The 20199-nt window shown below is 71.7% G+C and carries 17 protein-coding genes; 5 read left to right on the forward strand and 12 right to left on the reverse strand.

Translation table 11 applies throughout. The annotated features are described in order from the left end of the window. Positions 1 to 21: 21 nt before the first annotated feature. From AB0B66_RS16905 to hemE, 7 genes are all read right to left on the reverse strand, one after another. Positions 22 to 915 (reverse strand): carbohydrate ABC transporter permease, encoded by an 894-nt coding sequence (locus tag AB0B66_RS16905; RefSeq protein WP_360529824.1) that lies wholly within the window; start codon positions 913 to 915, stop codon positions 22 to 24. An 11-nt stretch (positions 916 to 926) separates the two neighbouring features. Beyond that, on the reverse strand, positions 927 to 1880 hold the full coding sequence (locus AB0B66_RS16910) for a sugar ABC transporter permease (RefSeq protein WP_360529827.1): 954 nt from the start codon (positions 1878 to 1880) through the stop codon (positions 927 to 929). An 84-nt stretch (positions 1881 to 1964) separates the two neighbouring features. Continuing rightward, entirely contained in the window at positions 1965 to 3344 is a 1380-nt protein-coding gene (locus tag AB0B66_RS16915) for an extracellular solute-binding protein (protein WP_360529830.1), read from the reverse strand. 715 nt (positions 3345 to 4059) lie between these two features. Next, positions 4060 to 5079, reverse strand: a complete 1020-nt coding sequence (locus AB0B66_RS16920; protein ID WP_360529833.1) for a LacI family DNA-binding transcriptional regulator — start codon at positions 5077 to 5079, stop codon at positions 4060 to 4062. 121 nt (positions 5080 to 5200) lie between these two features. Continuing rightward, complete coding sequence (gene hemQ / locus AB0B66_RS16925; protein ID WP_360529836.1) at positions 5201 to 5902, reverse strand: hydrogen peroxide-dependent heme synthase; 702 nt, start codon at positions 5900 to 5902, stop codon at positions 5201 to 5203. Between the two features lie 5 nt (positions 5903 to 5907). Next, positions 5908 to 7299 carry a protoporphyrinogen oxidase gene (gene hemG, locus AB0B66_RS16930; RefSeq protein WP_360529839.1) on the reverse strand — a complete coding sequence of 464 codons (1392 nt, stop codon included), beginning with the start codon at positions 7297 to 7299 and terminating at the stop codon, positions 5908 to 5910. 268 nt (positions 7300 to 7567) lie between these two features. Continuing rightward, positions 7568 to 8626, reverse strand: coding sequence for a uroporphyrinogen decarboxylase (gene hemE, locus AB0B66_RS16935; protein ID WP_360529842.1), 1059 nt, complete (start codon positions 8624 to 8626; stop codon positions 7568 to 7570). A 113-nt stretch (positions 8627 to 8739) separates the two neighbouring features. Between hemE and AB0B66_RS16940 the strand changes: the two genes are divergently transcribed. After that, positions 8740 to 9312 (forward strand): DUF3000 domain-containing protein, encoded by a 573-nt coding sequence (locus AB0B66_RS16940; RefSeq protein WP_360529845.1) that lies wholly within the window; start codon positions 8740 to 8742, stop codon positions 9310 to 9312. Between the two features lie 90 nt (positions 9313 to 9402). Here AB0B66_RS16940 and AB0B66_RS16945 read toward each other — a convergent pair whose 3' ends face one another. Together AB0B66_RS16945 and AB0B66_RS16950 are read right to left on the reverse strand one after the other, a co-directional pair. Further along, a complete protein-coding gene (locus tag AB0B66_RS16945; RefSeq protein ID WP_360529848.1) occupies positions 9403 to 10254 on the reverse strand; it encodes a hypothetical protein in 852 nt (283 codons plus the stop codon). Positions 10255 to 10304: 50 nt separating this feature from the next. After that, positions 10305 to 11486: a trypsin-like peptidase domain-containing protein gene (locus tag AB0B66_RS16950; protein ID WP_360529851.1), complete on the reverse strand. Its 1182-nt coding sequence runs from the start codon at positions 11484 to 11486 to the stop codon at positions 10305 to 10307. 195 nt (positions 11487 to 11681) lie between these two features. On the opposite strand from AB0B66_RS16950, the gene AB0B66_RS16955 reads away from it, so the two are divergent. From AB0B66_RS16955 to AB0B66_RS16965, 3 genes are all read left to right on the forward strand, one after another. Beyond that, a complete protein-coding gene (locus AB0B66_RS16955) occupies positions 11682 to 13043 on the forward strand; it encodes a ribonuclease D (RefSeq protein ID WP_360529854.1) in 1362 nt (453 codons plus the stop codon). 213 nt (positions 13044 to 13256) lie between these two features. Further along, a complete protein-coding gene (locus tag AB0B66_RS16960; RefSeq protein WP_360529857.1) occupies positions 13257 to 14453 on the forward strand; it encodes a thiolase family protein in 1197 nt (398 codons plus the stop codon). Next, the gene (locus tag AB0B66_RS16965) at positions 14450 to 16477 is read left to right on the forward strand and encodes a 3-hydroxyacyl-CoA dehydrogenase NAD-binding domain-containing protein (protein WP_360529860.1); all 2028 of its coding nucleotides are present in this window, start codon (positions 14450 to 14452) and stop codon (positions 16475 to 16477) included. Before AB0B66_RS16960 ends, AB0B66_RS16965 begins: the two co-directional genes overlap by 4 nt. Positions 16478 to 16566: 89 nt before the next feature. On the opposite strand, the gene AB0B66_RS16970 is transcribed toward AB0B66_RS16965, so the two are convergent. From AB0B66_RS16970 to AB0B66_RS16980, 3 genes are read right to left on the reverse strand one after another with little or no spacing between them, the layout of a single operon-like run. Next, entirely contained in the window at positions 16567 to 16956 is a 390-nt protein-coding gene (locus tag AB0B66_RS16970) for a VOC family protein (protein ID WP_360529863.1), read from the reverse strand. Next, positions 16953 to 18095: a HAMP domain-containing sensor histidine kinase gene (locus tag AB0B66_RS16975; protein WP_360530206.1), complete on the reverse strand. Its 1143-nt coding sequence runs from the start codon at positions 18093 to 18095 to the stop codon at positions 16953 to 16955. The genes AB0B66_RS16970 and AB0B66_RS16975 overlap by 4 nt, the downstream gene beginning before the upstream one ends. A gap of 17 nt (positions 18096 to 18112) precedes the next feature. Then, on the reverse strand, positions 18113 to 18793 hold the full coding sequence (locus tag AB0B66_RS16980) for a response regulator transcription factor (protein ID WP_360529866.1): 681 nt from the start codon (positions 18791 to 18793) through the stop codon (positions 18113 to 18115). 128 nt (positions 18794 to 18921) lie between these two features. Here AB0B66_RS16980 and AB0B66_RS16985 point away from each other — a divergent pair, with 128 nt between their 5' ends. Further along, entirely contained in the window at positions 18922 to 20196 is a 1275-nt protein-coding gene (locus tag AB0B66_RS16985) for a C39 family peptidase (protein ID WP_360529869.1), read from the forward strand. Positions 20197 to 20199: the final 3 nt, after the last annotated feature.

A 20199-nucleotide genomic window follows, 5' to 3' on the forward strand; every position in this document is an offset into this window, starting at 1 on the left:
CAGAGGCGGACCCGCGGCCGGCTACTCCTTGAGACCGCCGGCGGTCAGGCCGGACATGATGCTGCGCTGGAAGATCAGGAAGAACACGATGGTCGGGATCGCGGCGATGACGGCCGCGGCGACGACCACGTTCTGCGGCGTGCCGCCGGAGAAGGCGTAGATGCCGACGCTGATGGTGCGGGTCTCCGGCGAGGGCATGACCAGCTTCGGCCAGAGGAAGTCCTTCCACACCGCGGTCACCGCGAAGATCGAGACCACGCCGAGGATCGGCCGGGAGATCGGCAGCACGATCGACCAGAGGGTACGCATCGAGCCCGCGCCGTCCATCCGCGCCGCCGACATCAGGTCCTCGGGGATGGAGTCGAAGAACCGCTTCAGCAGGAAGATGTTGAACGCGTTCGCCACCGCGGGCAGCCAGATCGCGAACGGCGAGTCGATCAGGCTGAGCTCCGTGAACGGGATCGGCATGTCGATCACCGTCACGTACTGCGGGATGATCAGCACCATCGCCGGGATCATGAGCGTCGCCAGCATCAGGCCGAGGATCAGGTTGCCCAGCTTCGGCCGCAGCTTCGACAGCGCGTACGCCGCCGCCGTGTCCAGCACGAGCTGGAACACCAGCGCGCCGATCGCGTAGTAGAAGGTGTTGAACAGCAGCTTGGCCAGGTCCAGCCGGTTCCACGCCTCGGCGTAGTTGCCCGGCTGCGGATCCGACGGCCACAGCGTCGGCGGCGTCTGCGCCAGCTCGGGGCTGGACTTCAGCGCGCCGGTGACCATCCAGTACAGCGGCCCGATGAAGCAGAGCGTGAACAGAATGACCACGGTGATGAGCAGGGTCCAGTAGATCGTCTTGCCGCGGCCCCGCTGGAGCTGCGCGAAGGAGATCAGTGACCGGGTCTCGGATTGCTGCGCCATGACTCGTTCCCCTAGTCCTGTTTCGCGTTCAGCCGGGCGTACACGGCGGAGAAGCCGATCAGCGCCACGAGCATGATCACGCCGAGCGCCGCCGCGCCGTTGAGGTCGTTCTGGAAGAAGCCGTGCTGGTAGATGAGGTACACGACCGACGTGGCCGAGTCCTCCGAGCCCGCGCCGTTGGCCAGGATCAGCGGCTCGATGAACAGCTGCATGGTCGCCACGACCTGGAGCATCGCCATCAGCGACAGGATCAGCCTGGTCTGCGGGATGGTCACGTTGGTGATGCGCCGCCACAGGCCGGCGCCGTCGAGCTCGGCGGCCTCGTACAGCTCGCCCGGGATGTTCTGCAGCGCCGCCAGGTAGATCAGCACCGCGCCGCCCATGTTCATCCAGGTCGAGGCGAGCACCATGGCGGGCATCGTCATGTCCGTCGACTGCATCCACTGCGAGGTCGGCAGCCCGACCGCCTTCAGGATCGAGTTGAACAGGCCCGCGTCGCTGGGGTCGTAGGCGAGGTACTTGAACAGGAACAGCGCCGAGGCCGGGGGCAGCATCACCGGCAGGTAGATCAGGATGCGCAGGTAGCCCTTGGCGTGCCGGAACTCGTTGAGCAGCACCGCCAGGAAGAAGGGGACCGCGTAGCCGGCGATCAGGGCGAGCACCGTGAAGTACAGGGTGTTCTGCCAGGCCGTCCAGAAGCTCGGGTCGTTGATGATCCGCTCGTAGTTGTCCCAGCCGACCCAGGTGGTCTCGCCGGCGCGGGTGCGCTGGAAGCTCATCACCACGCCGCGGATCATCGGGTACCAGGAGAAGAACGCGAAGCAGATGACCGCGCCGATCAGGAACGCGTAGCCGGTGAGGTTGTCCTTGATGCGGCGGTTGCGCCGGGCGCGTCGCGGATCGACGGGTGCTGGCGCTTGGCTGCCGACGTCGATGCCGGCGCCCGGAACGGTGGCGATCGCCATGTCATCACTCCTGAGGGAAGGTGCGGGGTCAGGTCCGCGCGAGGACGGGGAGCCGGCGATGGTGCCCGGCTCCCCGTCCCTGCATCACTTGGCGGCCTGAGCGAGGAGCTGGTTGACCTTGTCCTCGGCCTTCTTGAGCTCGGCGTCGACGCTCGCGTTCGGGTTCGTCAGGATCGCCGACATGGCACCGTCGAGGATCGCGTAGATGCCCTGCGCGTTGGCCGGCTCGAACTTGATCGTCACCGGGTTGTTCTCGAAGGCGGCGAAGTCGTCCGGCGCGATGTTGCCGTTCGCCTTGCGCAGGTCGAACTCGGACTTCTGCGACGCGCTGGCCGGGGTGAACAGCTGCGGCTGCGGCAGACCGACCTGCTCGCCCTGAGCCTTGGCGCGGGCGTAGTCGAACTGGCCCTTGCCCGGGGTGAGCTTCTCGAAGGCGAGCCACTTCAGACCGGCCTTGACCTGGTCGTCGGTCAGGCCCTTCTTGAAGAAGTAGCCCTCACCGCCACCGAGGGTGCCCTTGGCGGGGCCGTCCTGGCCCGGCATCGGGCCCATCGCCCAGTCCTCGTACTTGCCCTGGAACTGGGTGACGATCGCGGTGGTCGCGTCCGGCGCGCCGACGAACATGCCGACCTTGCCGGCGCCCGCGATGGTCAGCAGGTCGCCCCAGCCGAGCAGCTGGCGGGCGCCCATGCTGTTGTCGCCGTAGCGCATGTCCTTGAGGTTCTGCAGAACCTTCTTGCCCATGTCGTTGTTGAAGTCGGCCTTCTTGCCGTCGGCCGTCACCAGGGCGCCGCCCTGCGAGTACAGCTCGGCGGTGAAGTGCCAGCCACCGGTGTTGCCGGAGCTGTACTCGCCGAAGCCGGCGATGCCGTCACCGAGCGCCGAGATCTTCTTGGCGGCCTCGCGCACCTCGGCCCAGGTCTTCGGCGGGCTCTTCGGGTCCAGACCGGCCTTGGCGAACAGGGTCTTGTTGTAGACCAGGCCCATCGAGTAGTTCTTGGTCGGGATGCCCCAGACCTTGCCGTCCTTGGTGAACGTGGTCTTGGCGTCGCCGAGCACGTCGTCCCAGGTCGGGAGGTTCTCCTTGGTGGCGAAGGCGGTGATGTCCATCGCCTGGCCGGAGTCGATGACCTGCTGCACGTCGGTCATGTAGCCGTAGAACACGTCGGTCATCGAGCCGCCCTGCAGGCGGGCGGTGAAGTCCGGCGGGTTGGCGCACTGGGTGCCGACCGAAACACTCTTGATCTTGATGCTGGGGTTGGCCGCCTCGAACGCCTTGACGTCGTCGTTCCACGCCTGCAGCAGGTTCTTCTGCGCGCCGACCGGCTGGCAGTCGACCGTGATGATGGTCTTGCCGGCAGCATCCGTGGAGTCGTCGCTCTTGGTGGAGCAGGCCGCGAGGCCCAGTCCCAGGCCGGTCGCGAGTGCGATCGCCGCGACCTTCCGGAAGTGCGGTACGGACATCTGTCCATCCCTTCGGGAAACAGTTCTTGATCTACGGAGCCGCGAGGACGGATCGCCGCGGCGGCGTCTTGTTGTTGCGCTGACTTCCGTGTGACCTGCCTCGCATTTTCCAAGGTCAGGCTTAGGTGAAGTCACTGTAGCGTTGGCGACTCATGTCCGCAAGGTGTCGAGATAGTTACGCAATTTTTTGACGTAACGCTGTCGCGCGCGAGCCAACGTCTGCGCTGCAAGGGATGCCTGTGGCGTGGTTCACAGGACATGTGTCGATACCGTTTCGCAATCCGGTTTACACATGGTCATGTCTTTGCGGTGCGTTGTGCGTGATGATCGCCAGTAGATCGGAAACGTGCAGCTCAAGACTGCAAAACTCGCAGCGGCTCGGCCGATCGGCGCAGCGGGACGTCCCGCGTCAGCCGCGGGCGGGTGCGGGACATCGACCACGGCCGACCGCGGTCACGTTTATGCAACGTTTCGCCGCCCAGGACCGGACCGCCACCCGGCACCCTCCGCCCCGGCCAGGCCCGTCAAGATCGCCCGACTTGCCTGGCACCTGTGCGTATCTTGACCGCACATTCGCCCACCTGCCTGGCAAGTCGGGCGATCTTGAGCAGGCGGCGGTGCCGGTCGCGGGCGGGCGCCGCCGCGGGACGGAAATGCGAACGGCTCCATGCACGCCGTTTGCACGGGTGCGTGGAGCCGTTCGGGGAAAGAGAGGTCAGTCGGTGGAGCGGGACTGGGCGGGGACCAGGCGGGCGCTGGCGGGGACGGCGGCGGTGGAGCCGCGTACCACGAGCTCGGTCTCGAAGAGCAGTTCGTCGGCGGGGACGACGTTGCCGGCGATCTCGCTGACCAGCAGCGCCACCGCGGCCTGGCCCATCGCCTCGATCGGCTGGCGCACCGTGGTCAGCGGCGGGTCGGTGCAGGTCATCACCGCCGAGTCGTCGTATCCGACCAGCGACACGTCACCGGGCACGGACAGGCCCAAGCGGCGCGCGCCGCGCACCGCGCCGAGCGCCAGCACGTCGGAGGCGCAGATCAGGCCGGTGACGCCGCGCGAGATCAGCCGCGCCGCGGCGGCGTGGCCGCCCTCCATCGAGAAGATGGTGCGCTCGACCATGTCGTCGGCCCCGGGGAACGCCTGGCGCTTGCGGGAGGAAGGCATGTGGTCGGGCGGGCCCAGGATGAGGCCGATCCGGTCGTGACCCAGCGACACCAGGTGGTTGTACGCCTGCTCGGTGGCCACCGCGTCGTCGGCCGACACCCGGGGGAAGCCCAGGTCGTCGATGCCCGCGTTGACCAGTATCGCGGGCAGCCCGCGGTCGAGCAGCCGGCGGTAGTGCTCGTGGTCGGCGTCGGCCTGGGCGTAGTTGCCGCCCGCGAAGATCACGCCGGACACCTGCTGCTCCAGCAGCATGTCCACGTAGTCGGACTCGGCGACGCCGTCGGCGGTGCGGGTGCACAGCACGGGGGTGAACCCGCGCTTGGCCAGCGCGCCGGCCACGACCTCGGCGAACGCCGGGAAGATCGGGTTCTGCAGTTCGGGCAGGACCAGGCCGACGAGCCTGGCCCGTTCGCCGCGCAGCTTGGTGGGGCGCTCGTAGCCGAGCACGTCCAGCGCGGTGAGCACGGCCGTACGGGTGGCCTCGGAGATGCCGGGGCGACCGTTGAGCACCCTGCTCACGGTGGCCGTGCTCACTCCCACGTACTTCGCCACTTCGGCGAGTCTGCGCGTCATGGTACGCAAGTGTAGGGCACGATCGTGCAAATCAGTTGCACGGGTTGCCCTACAGTTTGCAAAACTTCTCGCGGCCCTGTTCGTAGGACGTCAGCACCGCGTGACCGCCGGGAGCGCTCCCCTACGGCAGGGCGGCGACGAGCTCCTCCATGGAGCGGCGGCGGCCCGTGTAGAACGGGACCTCCTCGCGCACGTGCCGGCGGGCCGTGGAGGCGCGCAGGTCGCGCATCAGGTCCACGATCCGGTGCAGCTCGTCGGCCTCGAACGCCAGCATCCACTCGTAGTCGCCCAGCGCGAACGAGGCGACCGTGTTGGCCCGCACGTCCGGGTAGCCGCGCGCCATCTTGCCGTGCTCGGCCAGCATCTCGCGACGCTCCTCGTCCGGCAGCAGGTACCACTCGTACGAGCGCACGAACGGGTAGACGCAGACGTACCGCCGCGCCTCCTCACCGGCCAGGAACGCCGGGATGTGGCTCTTGTTGAACTCGGCCGGGCGGTGCAGCGCCGCCTGCGACCAGACCGGGGTCAGGCACTTGCCCAGCGCCGTACGCCGGAACAGGCCGTACGCGTCCTGCAGCGCGTCGGAGGAGCCGGAGTGCCACCAGATCATCACGTCCGCGTCGGCGCGCAGGCCCGCCACGTCGTAGACGCCGCGCACCGTGACGTCCTTGTCGGCGAGCTGCGCGAACAGCGCGTCGACCTCACCGGACACCTCCGACCGGATCGAGGGCAGCGGCCCCTTGACCCGGAACACCGACCACATGGTGTACCGGATGGTGTCGTTGAGCTCCCGCAGCCGGGCCGCGTTGGTCTGTTCGGTCATGCCAGTCATCCTTCCAGAATCCGGTCGGCGGCCTGCTCCGCGGAGGTGACGCAGGCGGGGATGCCGACCCCGTCGAAGGCCGCGCCGGCCAGGGCCAGCGGCAGGTCGGCCAGCAGCGTCCGGGCCTGCCCGACCCGGTCGACATGCCCCGGGGCGTACTGCGGCAGCCCGCCGCCCCAGCGGGTCACCTCCGCCGCGACGGGCGCCGGCAGCGTCGTGCCGAGCACCGTGCCCAGATCGGCGAGCACCGCCCGCACCAGCTCCGCGTCCGGGCGCTGCAGCACCGCCTGCTCGCCGTACCGGCCGACGCTGGCGCGCAGCAGGACCCGGCCGTCCGGGCGGGCGTGGTGCGCCCACTTGGTGCTGAAGAAGGTGGCCGCCTTGATGGTCAAACCCTGGTCGGCGGGGACCAGGAAGCCGGTCAGCGCGGGCAGCTCGACGCCCGCCAGCTCCAGCGTCACCAGCCCGACGCTGGCGTAGTCGAGCACGCCGACCAGCGCCGCCGCGTCCGGCGACACGTCGCGCAGCAGCCGCGACGCGGGACGCGCCGGAACGGCCAGCACGACCGCGTCGCAGTCGAGCTGCCGCGCGCGCACGCTGTCCGGGGCGTCGGGGGCGGCCGCACCGACCGACAGCGTCCAGCCGTCGCCGCGCCGGACCAGCATCCGTACCGGCACGCCGGTCAGCACCTCGACGCCACGGCGGGCCAGTTCCGCGGCGGCGGCGTCGACGAGGCCGCCCAGGCCGCCGCGCAGGGTGCCGAAGACAGGGCTGCCCGGCTGGTGCGCCCGGCTCGCGGCCGCGGTCAGCCCTACCGCGCCGCGCAGCGTGTGCTCCGTGCCGAGCAGCCGGTGCAGCGCGGGCACCGTGGCCGCCAGCGACAGGCCGTCGGCGCTGCCCGCGTACACGCCGCCGAGCAGCGGGTCGACCAGGTGCGTGACCACCTCGCCGCCGAGCCGCTCGCGCACCAGCGCGCCGACCGACCGGTCCACGCCGGCGGCTAGCACGGGGACACCGCGGTCCGTGTCGTGGTCGTCGAGGGCGGCGATGCCGTCGAGCGCGGCCTGCGGGCCCGGCACACCCATCACCGTGCCACCGGGCAGTGGCCGCAGCCGCCCGTCCAGCCACAGCCCCGCCCCCGCGATCGCCGGGTGGACCAGCCGGTCCCCCAGCCCCAGTTCGTCGACGAGCCGCTTCGCGCCACTCGGCCCACCGGCCGGGTCGCGCATCAGGAACTGCTCCGCACCGGTGTCGACGCCGTCCGGCCGGGTGCTGATCCGCCCGCCCAGCCGAGCCGACTGCTCCACCACGGTCACCCGGTGGCCCGCCCCGGACAGCCGCAGCGCGGCCGCCAGCCCGGCGACGCCTCCCCCGACGACGACGGTGTGCCTGGTCATGCTCGCTCCTCGCTCCGCTCGTCACGAGCATGGAACGGCGTCATGATTCGCTCGCCACGCTCACTCATGCCCGCTCCTCGCTCCGCTCGCCACGAGCATGCAACGGCGTCATGATTCGCTCGCCACGCTCACTCATGCCCGCTCCTCGCTCCGCTCGCCACGAGCATGCAACGGCGTCATGATTCGCTCGGTGGGCTCACTCATGCCCGCTCCTCGCTCCGCTCGCCACGAGCATGCAACGGCGTCATGATTCGCTCGGTGGGCTCGCTCATCGGGCGCTGAGCGTGTGCACCAGCTCCACGACGCGGGTGAGCACGGTGGGGTCGGTCTCGGGGAGCACGCCGTGGCCGAGGTTGAAGACGTGCCCGGGGGCCGCGCGGCCCTCGGCGAGCACCCGGCGCACCTCGCGCTCGACGACCTCCCACGGCGCGAACAGCACCGCCGGGTCGAGATTGCCCTGCACCGGATGCCCCGGCACCTGCTTGGCGGCCTGGTCGAGCGGGGTGCGCCAGTCGACGCCGACCACGTCCGCGCCCGCCTGCGCCATCGCGGGCAGCAGCAGGCCGGTGCCGACGCCGAAGTGGATGCGGGGCAGCCCGGCGTCGGCCAGGCCCTCCAGCACCTTGCGCGAGTGCGGCTGCACATACTGGCGGTAGTCCGCTTCGGACAGCGCACCGACCCAGGAGTCGAACAGCTGCACGGCGCTGACGCCCGCGCCGATCTGCACCTTGAGGAAGGTCAGCGTGATGTCGGCGAGCCGGTCCAGCAGCGCGTGCCAGAGCTGCGGGTCGCCGTACATCAGGGCCTTGGTCTGGGTGTGGTTGCGCGACGGGCCGCCCTCGACCAGGTAGCTGGCGAGCGTGAACGGCGCCCCGGCGAAGCCGATCAGCGGCTTGTCGAGCAGCTCCGCGGTGAGCATCCGGACCGCGGCGTCCACGTAGGACACGGCGGCCGGGTCCAGCGGGCGCACCCGGTCCAGGTCGGCGAGCGTGCGGACCGGCTCGGCGACGACCGGGCCGGTGCCGGCCACGATGTCCAGCTCGACCCCGGCCGCGTCCAGCGGCACCATGATGTCGCTGAAGAAGATGGCGGCGTCCACGCCGTGGCGGCGTACCGGCTGCAGGGTGATCTCGGTGACCAGGTCGGGCTGCCGACAGGACTCCAGCATGCGGACCCCGGCCCGCAGCGCGCGGTACTCCGGCAGCGAGCGCCCCGCCTGCCGCATGAACCACACCGGCGTATGCGGCACGGACTGCCCGCGACACGCCCGGACGAATGCGGAGCCGGCCGTGCGGCCCGCGGGACTGGTGTCAGTAACGCTGCTCATCACGGCCATCGTGCCACCGGTCAGATAACGATCTCCGAACGGGTGGCGCGGATGTGAGCCGTATCGGCGCGCCGAACCACCACAACGGTCCCGCGGCCCCCTAGGGTACGGCTATGGCGCTCACGACGGCACTCCCCGAGACGTTCACGCGCGCCGTCACCGCGCTGCGTGCCGCCCACCCCCGGAGCGAGATAGCGCTGGAGGAGGTGCCGGCCCCGAGCCGGCTCGCCCCGCACGCCTTCGCCCTCGGCGCGACCGTGCTGCGCCGTGGCGAGGAGGTCACCACCGGGCGGCTCATCCTGCTGCACGACCCGGCGGGGCACGAGGCGTGGGAGGGCGACACCCGGCTCGTCACGTACGTCACCGCGGAACTGGAGCCGGAGCTGGCCACCGACCCGCTGCTGCCCCAGGTGGGCTGGAGCTGGCTGGTGGACGCGCTCGACGCGCACAGCTCCGGATACGCCGCGATCGGCGGCACGGTGACCCAGACCATCTCCAGCCGCTTCGGCGCGCTGGCCGCCGACGGCCCGCCCACCACGGACCTGGAGCTGCGCGCCTCCTGGACCCCGCTGGACCTGAACCTGGAGGGCCACGTGGCGGCCTGGTGCGCGCTGCTCGCCTCGACCGCGGGCCTGCCGCCGGTCGGCGTGTCCGCGCTGCCGCTGCGCCGCACCGAACAGCGCTGACGAACAAGGGCGGCCGGATCACCGGCCGCCCTTGTCAGCGGTTCACCAGGTCACGCGCCGGGCGCGGACCGGCCCACCCGCGCCTGCGCGTCAGAGGTAGGCCTTGCAGGCCTTGTCCAGGGCCTTCGCCCGCGCCTCGGACGGCGCGCTGAAGAACGCGTCGAGCTTGTCGAGGCAGACAACCATCGCCTTGTTCTCGTTCTGCACGCCCTGGAGATCCTGCTTGGACTTCTCCAGCTCGTCCTTGGTGGTCTCCAACTGGGACTTGCCCGAGGAGATCTCGCTGTCCTTGGACTTGATGGTCTTGTCACGCTCCGCGACCTGCTGGCTCAGCGTGGTCTTGGTGTCGGCGAGCTCGCCCGACTTGAGCACGAACAGCGTGGTCATCACGCCGGTGGCCAGCACGAGCAGGCCGGTGGCGATGCCCAGCACCAGGGGCGCCTTGGACTTCTTGACCGGAGCCGGGGCGGCGGCCGGGTAGCCGTAGCCCGAGGTCGGGTACGCCGACACCGGCACGGCCGACACCGGGTAGCCCTCGGGCTGCGCCGGGATCGGGGCGTAACCGGCCGGGTAGCCGGCGGGCTGCGCGGCGGCCGGGTAACCGGCGGCGACCGGCTGCGGCGCGGTGGCCGGGTAACCCGCGGCGACCGGCTGCGGTGCGGTGGCCGGGTAACCCGCGGCGACCGGCTGCGGCGCGGTGGCCGGGTACGCGGCGGCCGGCTGCGGGGTCGCGGCCGGGTAGCCGGCGACCGGCTGCGGCGCGGTCGCCGGGTAAGCGGCCGGCTGCGCGACGGTGGCGTCGGCCACCGGAGCGGCGGGGTAGGCCGGGGCGGGCGCGGCCGCCACGGGCTGCGTGGCAGGCGCGGTCTCCGGGAGAACGGGCGCCTGCGCCGGCACCGCCGTCGTGGGAGCCTCGTCGGCCGGGGACGCGGGGTGGGTCATATCTGTTTCCTCCGTGAATGGTGGTGCGCGCTGAACCGAAGGGGTTCCGGTCAGCAGACGGTGAAGAGCTTGCAGGCGTCGGCGATCGGGATCGCGAGCCCGAGGCCTTCGGCGTTGAGGTATCCGGCGACGGTGATGCCGACCACTTCCTGCTGGCCGTTGATCACCGGGCCGCCGGAGTTGCCGGGGTTGATGGCGGCGTCGAACTGCACCATCGGGCCCTCCTCGTATCCGGACTCCCGGATCGCGCTGATGACGCCGCTGGTGACCGTGTCGGTGAGGCCCAGGGGGGCGCCCACCGCGATGACCTGCTGACCGGGCTTGGCGGGCGTCTTGGCGACCGTGAGTCCGGTGAACTTCGCCGTGGTGTGCAGCTGGGCCACATCACGGAGCTTGTTGACGCGCACGATCTTCGCATCGAACCGCTGTCCGTCACGCGTGATTTTCACGGTGCGGCCGCCGTCCTTGTAGACCGACTCGACCACGTGGAAGTTCGTGAACAGGTTGGTGCCGCCGTCGGTGGCCTTGGGCCCGACCGCGAACGCGGTGCCCGTGAAGGGGCCCGCCTCCACGCGGAAGACGCTGGGCAGCACGGCCGCGGCGAGCTTCTCCACGTTGAAGGCTCCGCCGACCTCCTTCTCCAGCGCGCCGAGCCGCGACTCCGCGTCGGTCAGGCGGCCGCCGTCCTTCTGCTGGAGTTCGGTGAGGCGCCGGTCGGCGCTGTCCAGCGCGGTGCTCAGCTCCCCGATCCGCACGTTCTGCCAGGCCACCATGCCGATCAGCACGGCCAGCAGCACGGCGAGAACCGTGTTGAAACGCAGCACGCGACGCCAGCCGCCACCCGACGGGCGTGCCGCGGGCGGAGTCGGCACCGCGGACGCGGGGTGCGGGACCAGCGGGTGCGCCATCGGGACGGGCTGCGGCGGGACCTGCGGCGGCCACGGCTGGTGCGGCGGTGCGGCGGGCGCGGGCGGGAACGGGCCCGGCAGGTGACCGGCCGGCACGGGCGGGTACGGACCCGCCGGAACCGGCGGGTAAGGGCCCGGGACCCCGGCGGGACCGGGCTGCGCCGGAATCAGGTGGGCCGGCACGGGTTGCGGCGGCACCGGGTGCTGCGGCACGCCCGGCTGCGGTGGCAGGTGCTGGGCCGGGATCGGGGCACCGGCATGCGGTGCGGGCACGCCCTGCGGGACAGCGCCCGGCGACGTGTCGGGCTGCGGGCCCGTGCTCATGTGTTCCTCCCCGTGCACCGATCAGGTGTGATCGGGCTGGCACACCATACTGGGTGCTGTCGAATCGCATCACCCCCGTTCGGAGCCCTTTTGCTCCGACGTTCACAGGTCCGTCACATCCGCCCCACCGGTCACCGACGCGCCATACCCGGGGTGCTGCCGTCATCGCCGACCGGCTGGCCGTACGGTGTGACCATGACCGACGAGGACGCACCACTGCGCCGTCGGACCCGCCATCGCACCCCTTCGGGCGACGGCGCGCCGGACGGAACACCGAACGGCGGTGGGCCGACGCTGCTGACCGAACCAGCCGACGGCACCCCCGATCCGGTGGTCACCCCGGCGGAATTCGCCGAGGTCGTGGCCAGGTTCGCCGCGGGCACCGGCCCGGTCGCCGTGGACGCCGAACGGGCCTCCGGCTTCCGTTACAGCCAGCGGGCATACCTGGTGCAGCTGCGCCGCCGCGGGGCCGGCACAGCGCTCATCGACCCGGTGCCGCTGGGTGATCTGTCCGCCTTGGACGAGGCGCTGGCCGACACCGAGTGGGTGCTGCACGCGGCGAGCCAGGACCTGCCCTGTCTCGCGGAGGTGGGCCTGCGGCCGCGCCGGTTGTTCGACACGGAATTGGCCGCCCGCCTGGCCGACTTCGAGCGGGTCGGCCTGGCCGCGCTGACCGAACAGCTACTGGGACGCACCCTGGAGAAGCATCACTCCGCGGCAGACTGGTCCACCCGTCCACTGCCCCACGACTGGCTGGTCTACGCCGCGCTGGATGTGGAACTGCTCGTGGAGTTGCGCGACGCGCTCGCCGCCGAGCTGGACCGCCAGGGCAAGACCGGCTGGGCGGCGCAGGAGTTCGCCGCGCTGGTCGCCGGCGGCGCGCGGCCGCCCAAGCAGCGCACCGATCCGTGGCGGCGCACCTCCGGCATGCACCGGGTGCGCGGCGCGCGCGCCCAGTCGCGGGTGCGCGCCCTGTGGTACGCCCGGGACACCATCGCGGTGCGCCGCGACACCGCGCCCGGCCGGGTGCTGCCCGACGCCGCCATCGTCGCGGCGGCGGAGATGAACCCCAAGACCGAGCGCGAGCTGCTGCTGCTGCCGGGCTTCGGCGGCCGCTCGGTACGCCGCCTGGCGAACACCTGGCTGGAGGCGCTCGACGAGGCCCGCGCCCTGCCCGACGACGCGCTGCCGACCACTCCGGTGTTCGAGGGGCCGCCCCCGCCGCACCGCTGGGCCGACAAGGACCCCGAGGCCGCCGCGCGGCTGGCCCGCTGCCGCGAGGTGGTCACCAAGACCGCCGAGCAGCACCACCTGCCGCCGGAGAACCTGATCACCCCGGAGTTCGTCCGCCGGCTGGCCTGGGAGCCGCCGAGCGATCCCGACGCGGCCGCGGTCACCAAGGTGCTCAGCGACCTGGGCGCCCGGGCCTGGCAGTGCGGCCTGCTGGCCGAGGAGCTGGCTCAGGCGCTGGTCGCCGTCCCCGCCGAACCCGAGCCGGACGGTTCCACCGGGGAACCGTCCGGGCCGGACGCGACGCCGGACGGCGCGACCGCCTGAGCCGGGCGCGCCGCCATGATCGCTCGACTTGCCAGGCAGGTGTGCGTATGCGCGCTCAAGATACGCACGGGTGCCGGGCAAGTCCGACGATCTTGGCCGCGCGGTCGTCGCCGTTCGCCGAGCATGTGAGTCAAGCCACAGCAGGTCTCTTCACCGAACTAGTTACTCGCGAGTAGCATCCGGGGCAGCTCCCTAACTGCAAGGAGGCAGACCGTGCCCCGTGAAGTCCGCGACGTCGTCTTCGTCGACGGCGTGCGCACCCCGTTCGGCAAGGCGAACGGGGGCATCTACGCGAACACCCGCGCCGACGATCTCGTCGTGCGCTGCATCCGCGAGCTGCTGCGCCGCAACCCGCAGCTGCCGCCGGAGCGCGTCGACGAGGTGGCCATCGCCGCCACCACCCAGATCGGCGACCAGGGCCTGACCATCGGCCGCACCGCCGCCCTGCTGGCAGGCCTGCCCAAGACGGTCCCCGGGTACGCGATCGACCGCATGTGCGCGGGCGCGATGACCGCCGTCACGACCGTCGCCTCGGGCATCGCGGTCGGCGCGTACGACGTCGCGATCGCGGGCGGGGTCGAGCACATGGGCCGCCACCCGATGGGCGAGGGCGTCGACCCGAACCCGCGCTTCCTGGCCGAGAAGATCGTGGACCCGTCCGCGCTGGTCATGGGCGCGACCGCGGAGAACCTGCACGACCGGCTCCCCCACCTGACCAAGCAGCGGGCCGACGCGTTCGGCCTGGCCAGCCAGCAGAAGACCGCTGCCGCGTACGCCGCGGGCAAGCTGCAGGGCGACCTGGTCACCGTGGCCACCCGCGACCCGGCGACCGGCTGGGGCCTGGCCACCGCCGACGAGGCGCCGCGCGAGACCACGCTGGAGAAGCTGGCCGGGCTGAAGACCCCGTTCCGCCCGCACGGCAAGGTCACCGCGGGCAACGCGGCCGGCCTCAACGACGGCGCGACGAGCTGCCTGCTGGCCGCCGAGGACACCGCCCGCGAGCTGGGCCTGCCCATCGCGATGCGGCTGGTCTCGTACGGCTTCGTCGGCGTCGAGCCAGAGGTGATGGGCGTCGGCCCGATCCCGTCCACCGAGCGCGCGCTGCGCCTGGCCGGGCTGAGCATCGACGACATCGGCCTGTTCGAGCTGAACGAGGCGTTCGCGGTGCAGGTGCTGGCGTTCCTCGACCACTTCGGCATCGCCGACGACGACCCGCGGGTCAACCCGTGGGGCGGCGCGATCGCCGTGGGCCACCCGCTGGCCTCCTCCGGCGTACGGCTGATGACCCAGCTGGCGCGCCAGTTCGCCGAGCACCCCGAGGTGCGCTACGGCCTGACCGCCATGTGCATCGGCATCGGCATGGGCGGCACCGTGATCTGGGAGAACCCGAACTGGGAGGGCGCGAAGTGAGCGAGATCGTCACCAACGCGAAGCTGCGGCTGATCGCCGTCCCCGGGCTCGACCGCCCGGCCGCGCTGATCACGCTGGACAACGGCCTGGACCACACCAAGCCCAACACCTTCGGCCCCGGCGGCCTGACCTCGCTGTCGCAGGCGATCGACGAGGCGCACGCCGCGCAGCCGTCGTTCATCGCGGTCACCGGCAAGCCGTACATCTTCTGCGTCGGCGCGGACCTCACCGGTTTCTCCGCGATGACCTCGCGCGAGCAGGTCGAGCAGATCGGCCGGCTGGGCCACGCCACCTTCGCCAAGCTGCGCGAGAGCAGCGTGCCCACGTTCGCGTTCGTCAACGGCGCGGCCATGGGCGGCGGCCTGGAGGTGGCGCTGCACTGCCACTACCGGACCCTTTCGTCCGGCGCGGCCGCGCTGGCGCTGCCCGAGGTCTCGCTGGGCCTCATCCCCGGCTGGGGCGGCTCACAGGTGCTGCCGAACCTCATCGGCATCGTGCCCGCGGCCCAGGTCGTCGTGCAGAACCCGCTGATGATGAACAAGATGCTCAAGCCGAAGCAGGCCTTCGAGATGGGCATCGCCGACGCCCTGCTGGAGCCGGCCGACTTCCTGGAGCGCTCGCTGGAGTGGGCCGCCGGGGTCGTCAACGGCACCGTCACGGTGAACCGGGCCGAGGTGGACCGCTCGGAGATGTGGGACGCGGTCGTCGGCTTCGCCCGCGGCGAGCTGGACAAGCGCCTGCACGGCGCGGTCCCGGCCGCCTCGAAGGCGCTCGACCTGCTGATGCTGGCCAAGAACGGCGTGACCGCCGAGGGCATCGAGGCCGAGATCCAGGCCCTCGCCGACCTCGCCGTCACCCCGGAGCTGCGCAGTGGCCTGTACGCCTTCGACCTGGTGCAGCGCCGGGCCAAGCGCCCCGCGGGTGCCCCGGACAAGTCCCTGGCCCGCAAGGTCACCAAGGTCGGCGTGGTCGGCGCGGGCCTGATGGCCTCGCAGCTGGCGCTGCTGTTCGCCAAGCGCCTGGAGGTCCCGGTCGTTTTGACCGACCTGGACCAGGCCCGGGTCGACAAGGGCGTGGGCTACGTGCACGCCGAGATCGACAAGGCCGTGAGCAAGGGCCGCATGTCCGTGGGTACGGCAGCCAAGCTGCGCGGCCTGGTCAGCGGCTCGGTCGACAAGTCCGTGTTCGCCGACGCCGACCTCGTCATCGAGGCCGTGTTCGAGGAGCTGTCGGTCAAGAAGGCGGTCTGGGCCGAGCTGGAGCAGATCGTCAAGCCGGAGACGGTGCTGGCCACCAACACCTCGTCGCTGTCGGTCACCGCGATGGCCGCCGACCTGGCGCACCCCGAGCGGGTGGTGGGCTTCCACTTCTTCAACCCGGTCGCGATGATGCCGTTGCTGGAGATCGTGCGCGGCGACGCCACCGACGACGCCACGCTGGCCACCGCGTTCGCCGTCGGCAAGCAGCTGAAGAAGAGCTGCGTGCTGGTCAAGGACGCCCCGGCGTTCGTGGTGAACCGGATCCTGACCCGCTTCCTGGGCGAGATCTGGAACGCCGTCGACGCGGGCACCCCGCTCAAGACCGCCGACCGCGCGCTGGACCCGCTGGGCCTGCCGATGCGGCCGATGGCGCTGCTGGCACTGGTCGGCCCGGCGGTGGCCGCGCACGTCGGCGGCACCCTGCACGGCGCGTTCCCGGACCGCTTCTCGGCCAGCCCCAACCTGGCCGCGATCGCCAAGTCGGGCCTGCCGCTGCTGGTCGACGAGCGGCTCAACCCGGAGGTGGAGGCGCTGCTCGTGCAGGGCGACGCCCCGCTCACCGGCGAGCAGGTGCGGGAGAAGGCGCTGGCCGCGCTCGCGCAGGAGATCCGGCTGATGCTGGACGAGGGTGTGGTGGCCGAGGCCGCCGACATCGACCTGTGCATGATCCTGGGCGCGGGCTGGCCGTTCCACCTGGGCGGCATCACGCCGTACCTGGACCGCTCCGGCGTCTCCGCCGCCGTGACCGGCCGCACCTTCGCCTGACGCGACACGATGATCGCCGTTTCCGGTCAAGAACTCGGGTCGTACCCCACTTCCTGACCCGAAACGGCGATCATCGCCGTTTCAAGCGCTCATACCGCCGCGGTGGCGCGTTCGGCGGCGGAGCGTTCGACGCAGAACTCGTTGCCCTCGGGGTCGGCCATGACCGCCCAGCCGGTGCCGTCGGGGTTGCGCAGGTCGGAGACCAGCGTCGCGCCGACCGCGAGCAGCCGCTCGATCTCCTCGTCGCGGCTGCGGTCGGTCGGCTGCAGGTCGAAGTGCAGGCGGTTCTTGACGGCCTTGCCCTCGGGCACGGCGATGAACAGCAGGCCCGGGCCGTCGTCTGGTGACATCAGCAGCGCGGCCGGGTCCTCGGGCTTGTCGTCGGGGTCGCGGGGGTAGCCGGTGACCTCGCTCCAGAAGCCCGCCAGCGCGTACGGATCGATGCAGTCCACGGTGATGTGCCGGATCAGAGAGGTCATCTCTGCGATGCTAGGGGCAGCGCGATGGTGACCTCCATACCTCCACCGGGCAGCGCCACCGCGCCGACCGTGCCGCCGTGCGCGACACACACGGCCCGCACGATGGACAGGCCCAGGCCGGAACCCCGCGCGCCGGTGCGCTCGCGGCCGCCGCGCCGGAACGGCTCGAACAGCCCGGGCACGTCGGCCTGGTCCACCTTGAACCCGGTGTTGCCGACCATGAGCCGGGCATACTCGCCGTCGTGCCGGCTCTCCACCCAGATCTGCCCGCCCAGGTGGTTGTAGCGGACCGCGTTCTCGATGAGGTTGCCGGCCAGCCGGTCCAGCAGGCTCGGATCGCCGATGACCGGAGCCGGGTCGAGCCGGGTGTCGACGGCGAGCTTGATCCGGCGCACCTCGTGGTCCATGGCGGACAGCGCGCCCAGCACGCCTGTGCCGAGGTCCACCGGCTCGTTGCGCAGGCCGGTGCGGCCCTCGCTGCGGGCCAGCATGAGCAGCGCGTCCACCAGGGCGTTGGCCCGCTCGGACGCGTCGCGTACGACAGTCGCCATGCGCTTGAGCTCGGCGGTGTCCACCGCCGGGTCGGACAGCGTCACGTCGATCTCGGTGCGCATCACCGCCAGCGGGGTGCGCAGCTCGTGCGAGGCGTTGGCGACGAAGCGCTGCTGCGCGGTGAACGCCGCGCCGAGCCGGTCCAGCATCGCGTCGAAGGTGTCGGCGAGCTCGGCCACCTCGTCGTCCGCGCCGGTGTAGCGGATGCGCTGGTCGAGGGTCTCCCCGCCGAGCTTGCGGGCGGTGGCGGTGACGTGGTGCAGCGGGCGCAGGGCGCGGCCGACGACGGCGTACGCCCCGAGGACGCCGACCACGCTGATCGCGAGCACGGCGACCAGGCCTTTGACGGTCAGCTCGGTCTGCGCGGCGGACAGCACCGACTCCTGCCACTGCCGGGCGTCCAGCTGCTGCCCGTCGGCGAGCCGGACCATGGTGCCCGGGGCCAGTTCGTCGGCGGGGTGCAGCACGGCGTTCACGACCAGCCAGGCGACCAGCATCAGCAGGACGCCCGCGCCCACCAGCAGCACCCCGTTGAGCAGGGTGAGCCGCAGGCGCAGGGTCGGCCGGAACCCGCGGCGGGCGGGCACGCGTTTCGGCCGGGCCGTCACGCGACGCCGTCCTGGGCCGCCGACGGGATGCGGTAGCCGGCGCCGACCAGCGTCTCGATGAGCGCGGGCTGCCCGATCTTCATCCGCAGCGTGCGCATGGTGACCCGCACTATGGTCGTGAACGGGTCGGTGTTGGCGTCCCAGACCCGTTCCAGCAGCTCCTCCGTGGAGACCACGCCGCCGCGGGCCCGCAGCAGCTCCTCCAGCACGCCGAACTCCTTGTTGGTCAGGTCGACCAGCACGCCGCCCCGGGTCACCGAGCGCTTGGCGGGATCGAGTTCGAGGTCCCCGGCGCGCAGCACCGGCGGGGTGACCGGGGTGGCCCGGCGGCCCAGCGCCTGCACCCGGGCCACCAGCTCGTCGAAGGCGAACGGCTTGGGCAGGTAGTCGTCGGCGCCCAGGCGCAGGCCCTCGACCCGCTCGGCGACGCTGCCGCTGGCGGTCAGCATCAGCACCCGGGTCAGCGCGCCGGAGCCGACGAGCGCGGCGCACAGCTGGTCGCCGTGCATGCCGGGCAGGTCCCGGTCGAGCACCACCACGTCATACCGGGTGACGAAGGCCATCTCGTGACCGACGCTGCCGTCGTAGGCGACGTCCACGGCCAGCCCGTGCCGGCGCAGCCCTCGGGCGATCGCATCGGCCAAGTGCCGCTCGTCCTCCACCACCAGCACCCGCACGTCTCCGCCTTCCTTCGGCCCGGTTCCGTCCACGAAGATAGAACCCCGGGGCCATTGCAAAAAATCTTCGTCTATAGAACTCTCATTGCAGAGAATCGCCAGCGCTCGGCACGCCCCGGGAGGCACCGATGAACCGACGCAACGTCCTGCGTACCGCCGCGGGCGCGGTCGTCGCGGCCGCCGCCGTGCCGGCTGAGGCAGCGGCCGCGGCAGGCAAGAAGCCGCCCGCCGGACGGGACGTCGCCTTCCGCCGCTGGGACTCCCCGCAGCGCTGGGCCGAGGGTACGGGCAGCGGCGTCTTCGCCGGCACCGGAGGTCTCACCTTCGCCGCCCCGACCGGGACCTTCTCGCACACCGACCCCGTCACCGGGCTGACCACCGACTACGAGACCGCCGCCTGGACCGGGCCGGAGACCGCGGTCGGCTTCGCCGCCACCGAGGTGATCCCGTCCTGGACCGCGGACACCCCCGGCGCCTGCTTCGTCCGGATCGAGCTGAGCGGCACCACCGTCGCGGGCACCACCACGAAGTGGTTCGACCTCGGCCGCTGGGCCGCCGACGACGTGTCCTTCCGGCGCACCTCCGTGCGCGGCCAGGGCGACGCGGACGGCACCGTGTACGCCGACACCTACGTCGCGGCCGACGGGCGCGCCCTGGCCTCCTGGCGGCTGCGGGCGACCCTGCTGCGCCCGGTCGGCAGCACGGACGTGCCGGTGCTGCGCACCCTCGGCGCGGTCGCCTCGGCGCTGCCCGCCCCCGGCAAGCTCACCCCGAGCGTGCCGCTCGCGGCGCAGGGCGTCGTGCTCGACGTGCCGCAGTACTCCCAGCAGATCCACCAGGGCGAGTACCCGCAGTGGAACGGCGGCGGCGAGGCGTGGTGCAGCCCCACCTCCACGTCGATGGTGCTGGCCTACTGGGGCGTCGGCCCCACCCCCGCGGACTACGCCTGGGTGGACCCCTCCTACGCCGACCCGTGGGTCGACTTCGCCGCCCGGCACACCTTCGACCACGACTTCGACGGGTGCGGCAACTGGCCGTTCAACATCGCGTACGCGGGCCGGTTCGGGCTGCGCGGCTTCGTGACCCGGCTGCGCTCGCTCAACGAGGCCGAGCGGTTCATCGCCGCGGGCATCCCGCTGATCGCCTCGGCGTCGTACAAGAAGGGCGAGGTCCCCGGGTTGGACTACGGCACCAACGGTCACCTGATGGCGCTGGTCGGCTTCACCGCCGACGGCGACCCGGTGCTCAACGACCCGAACTCGGCCAGCAACGCGCAGGTGCGCAAGCCCGTCGGCCGGGCCGAGTGGGAGTCCGCCTGGCTCAACAGCAGCCGCGGCGTGGTGTACGTCATCCATCCCGCGTCCGTGCCACTGCCGACCCCGCCGGGCCAGGCCAACTGGTGACGG

Source organism: Catellatospora sp. NPDC049111 (genome assembly GCF_040648615.1).
GTDB classification, from domain to species: Bacteria; Actinomycetota; Actinomycetes; order Mycobacteriales; family Micromonosporaceae; genus Catellatospora; species Catellatospora aurea.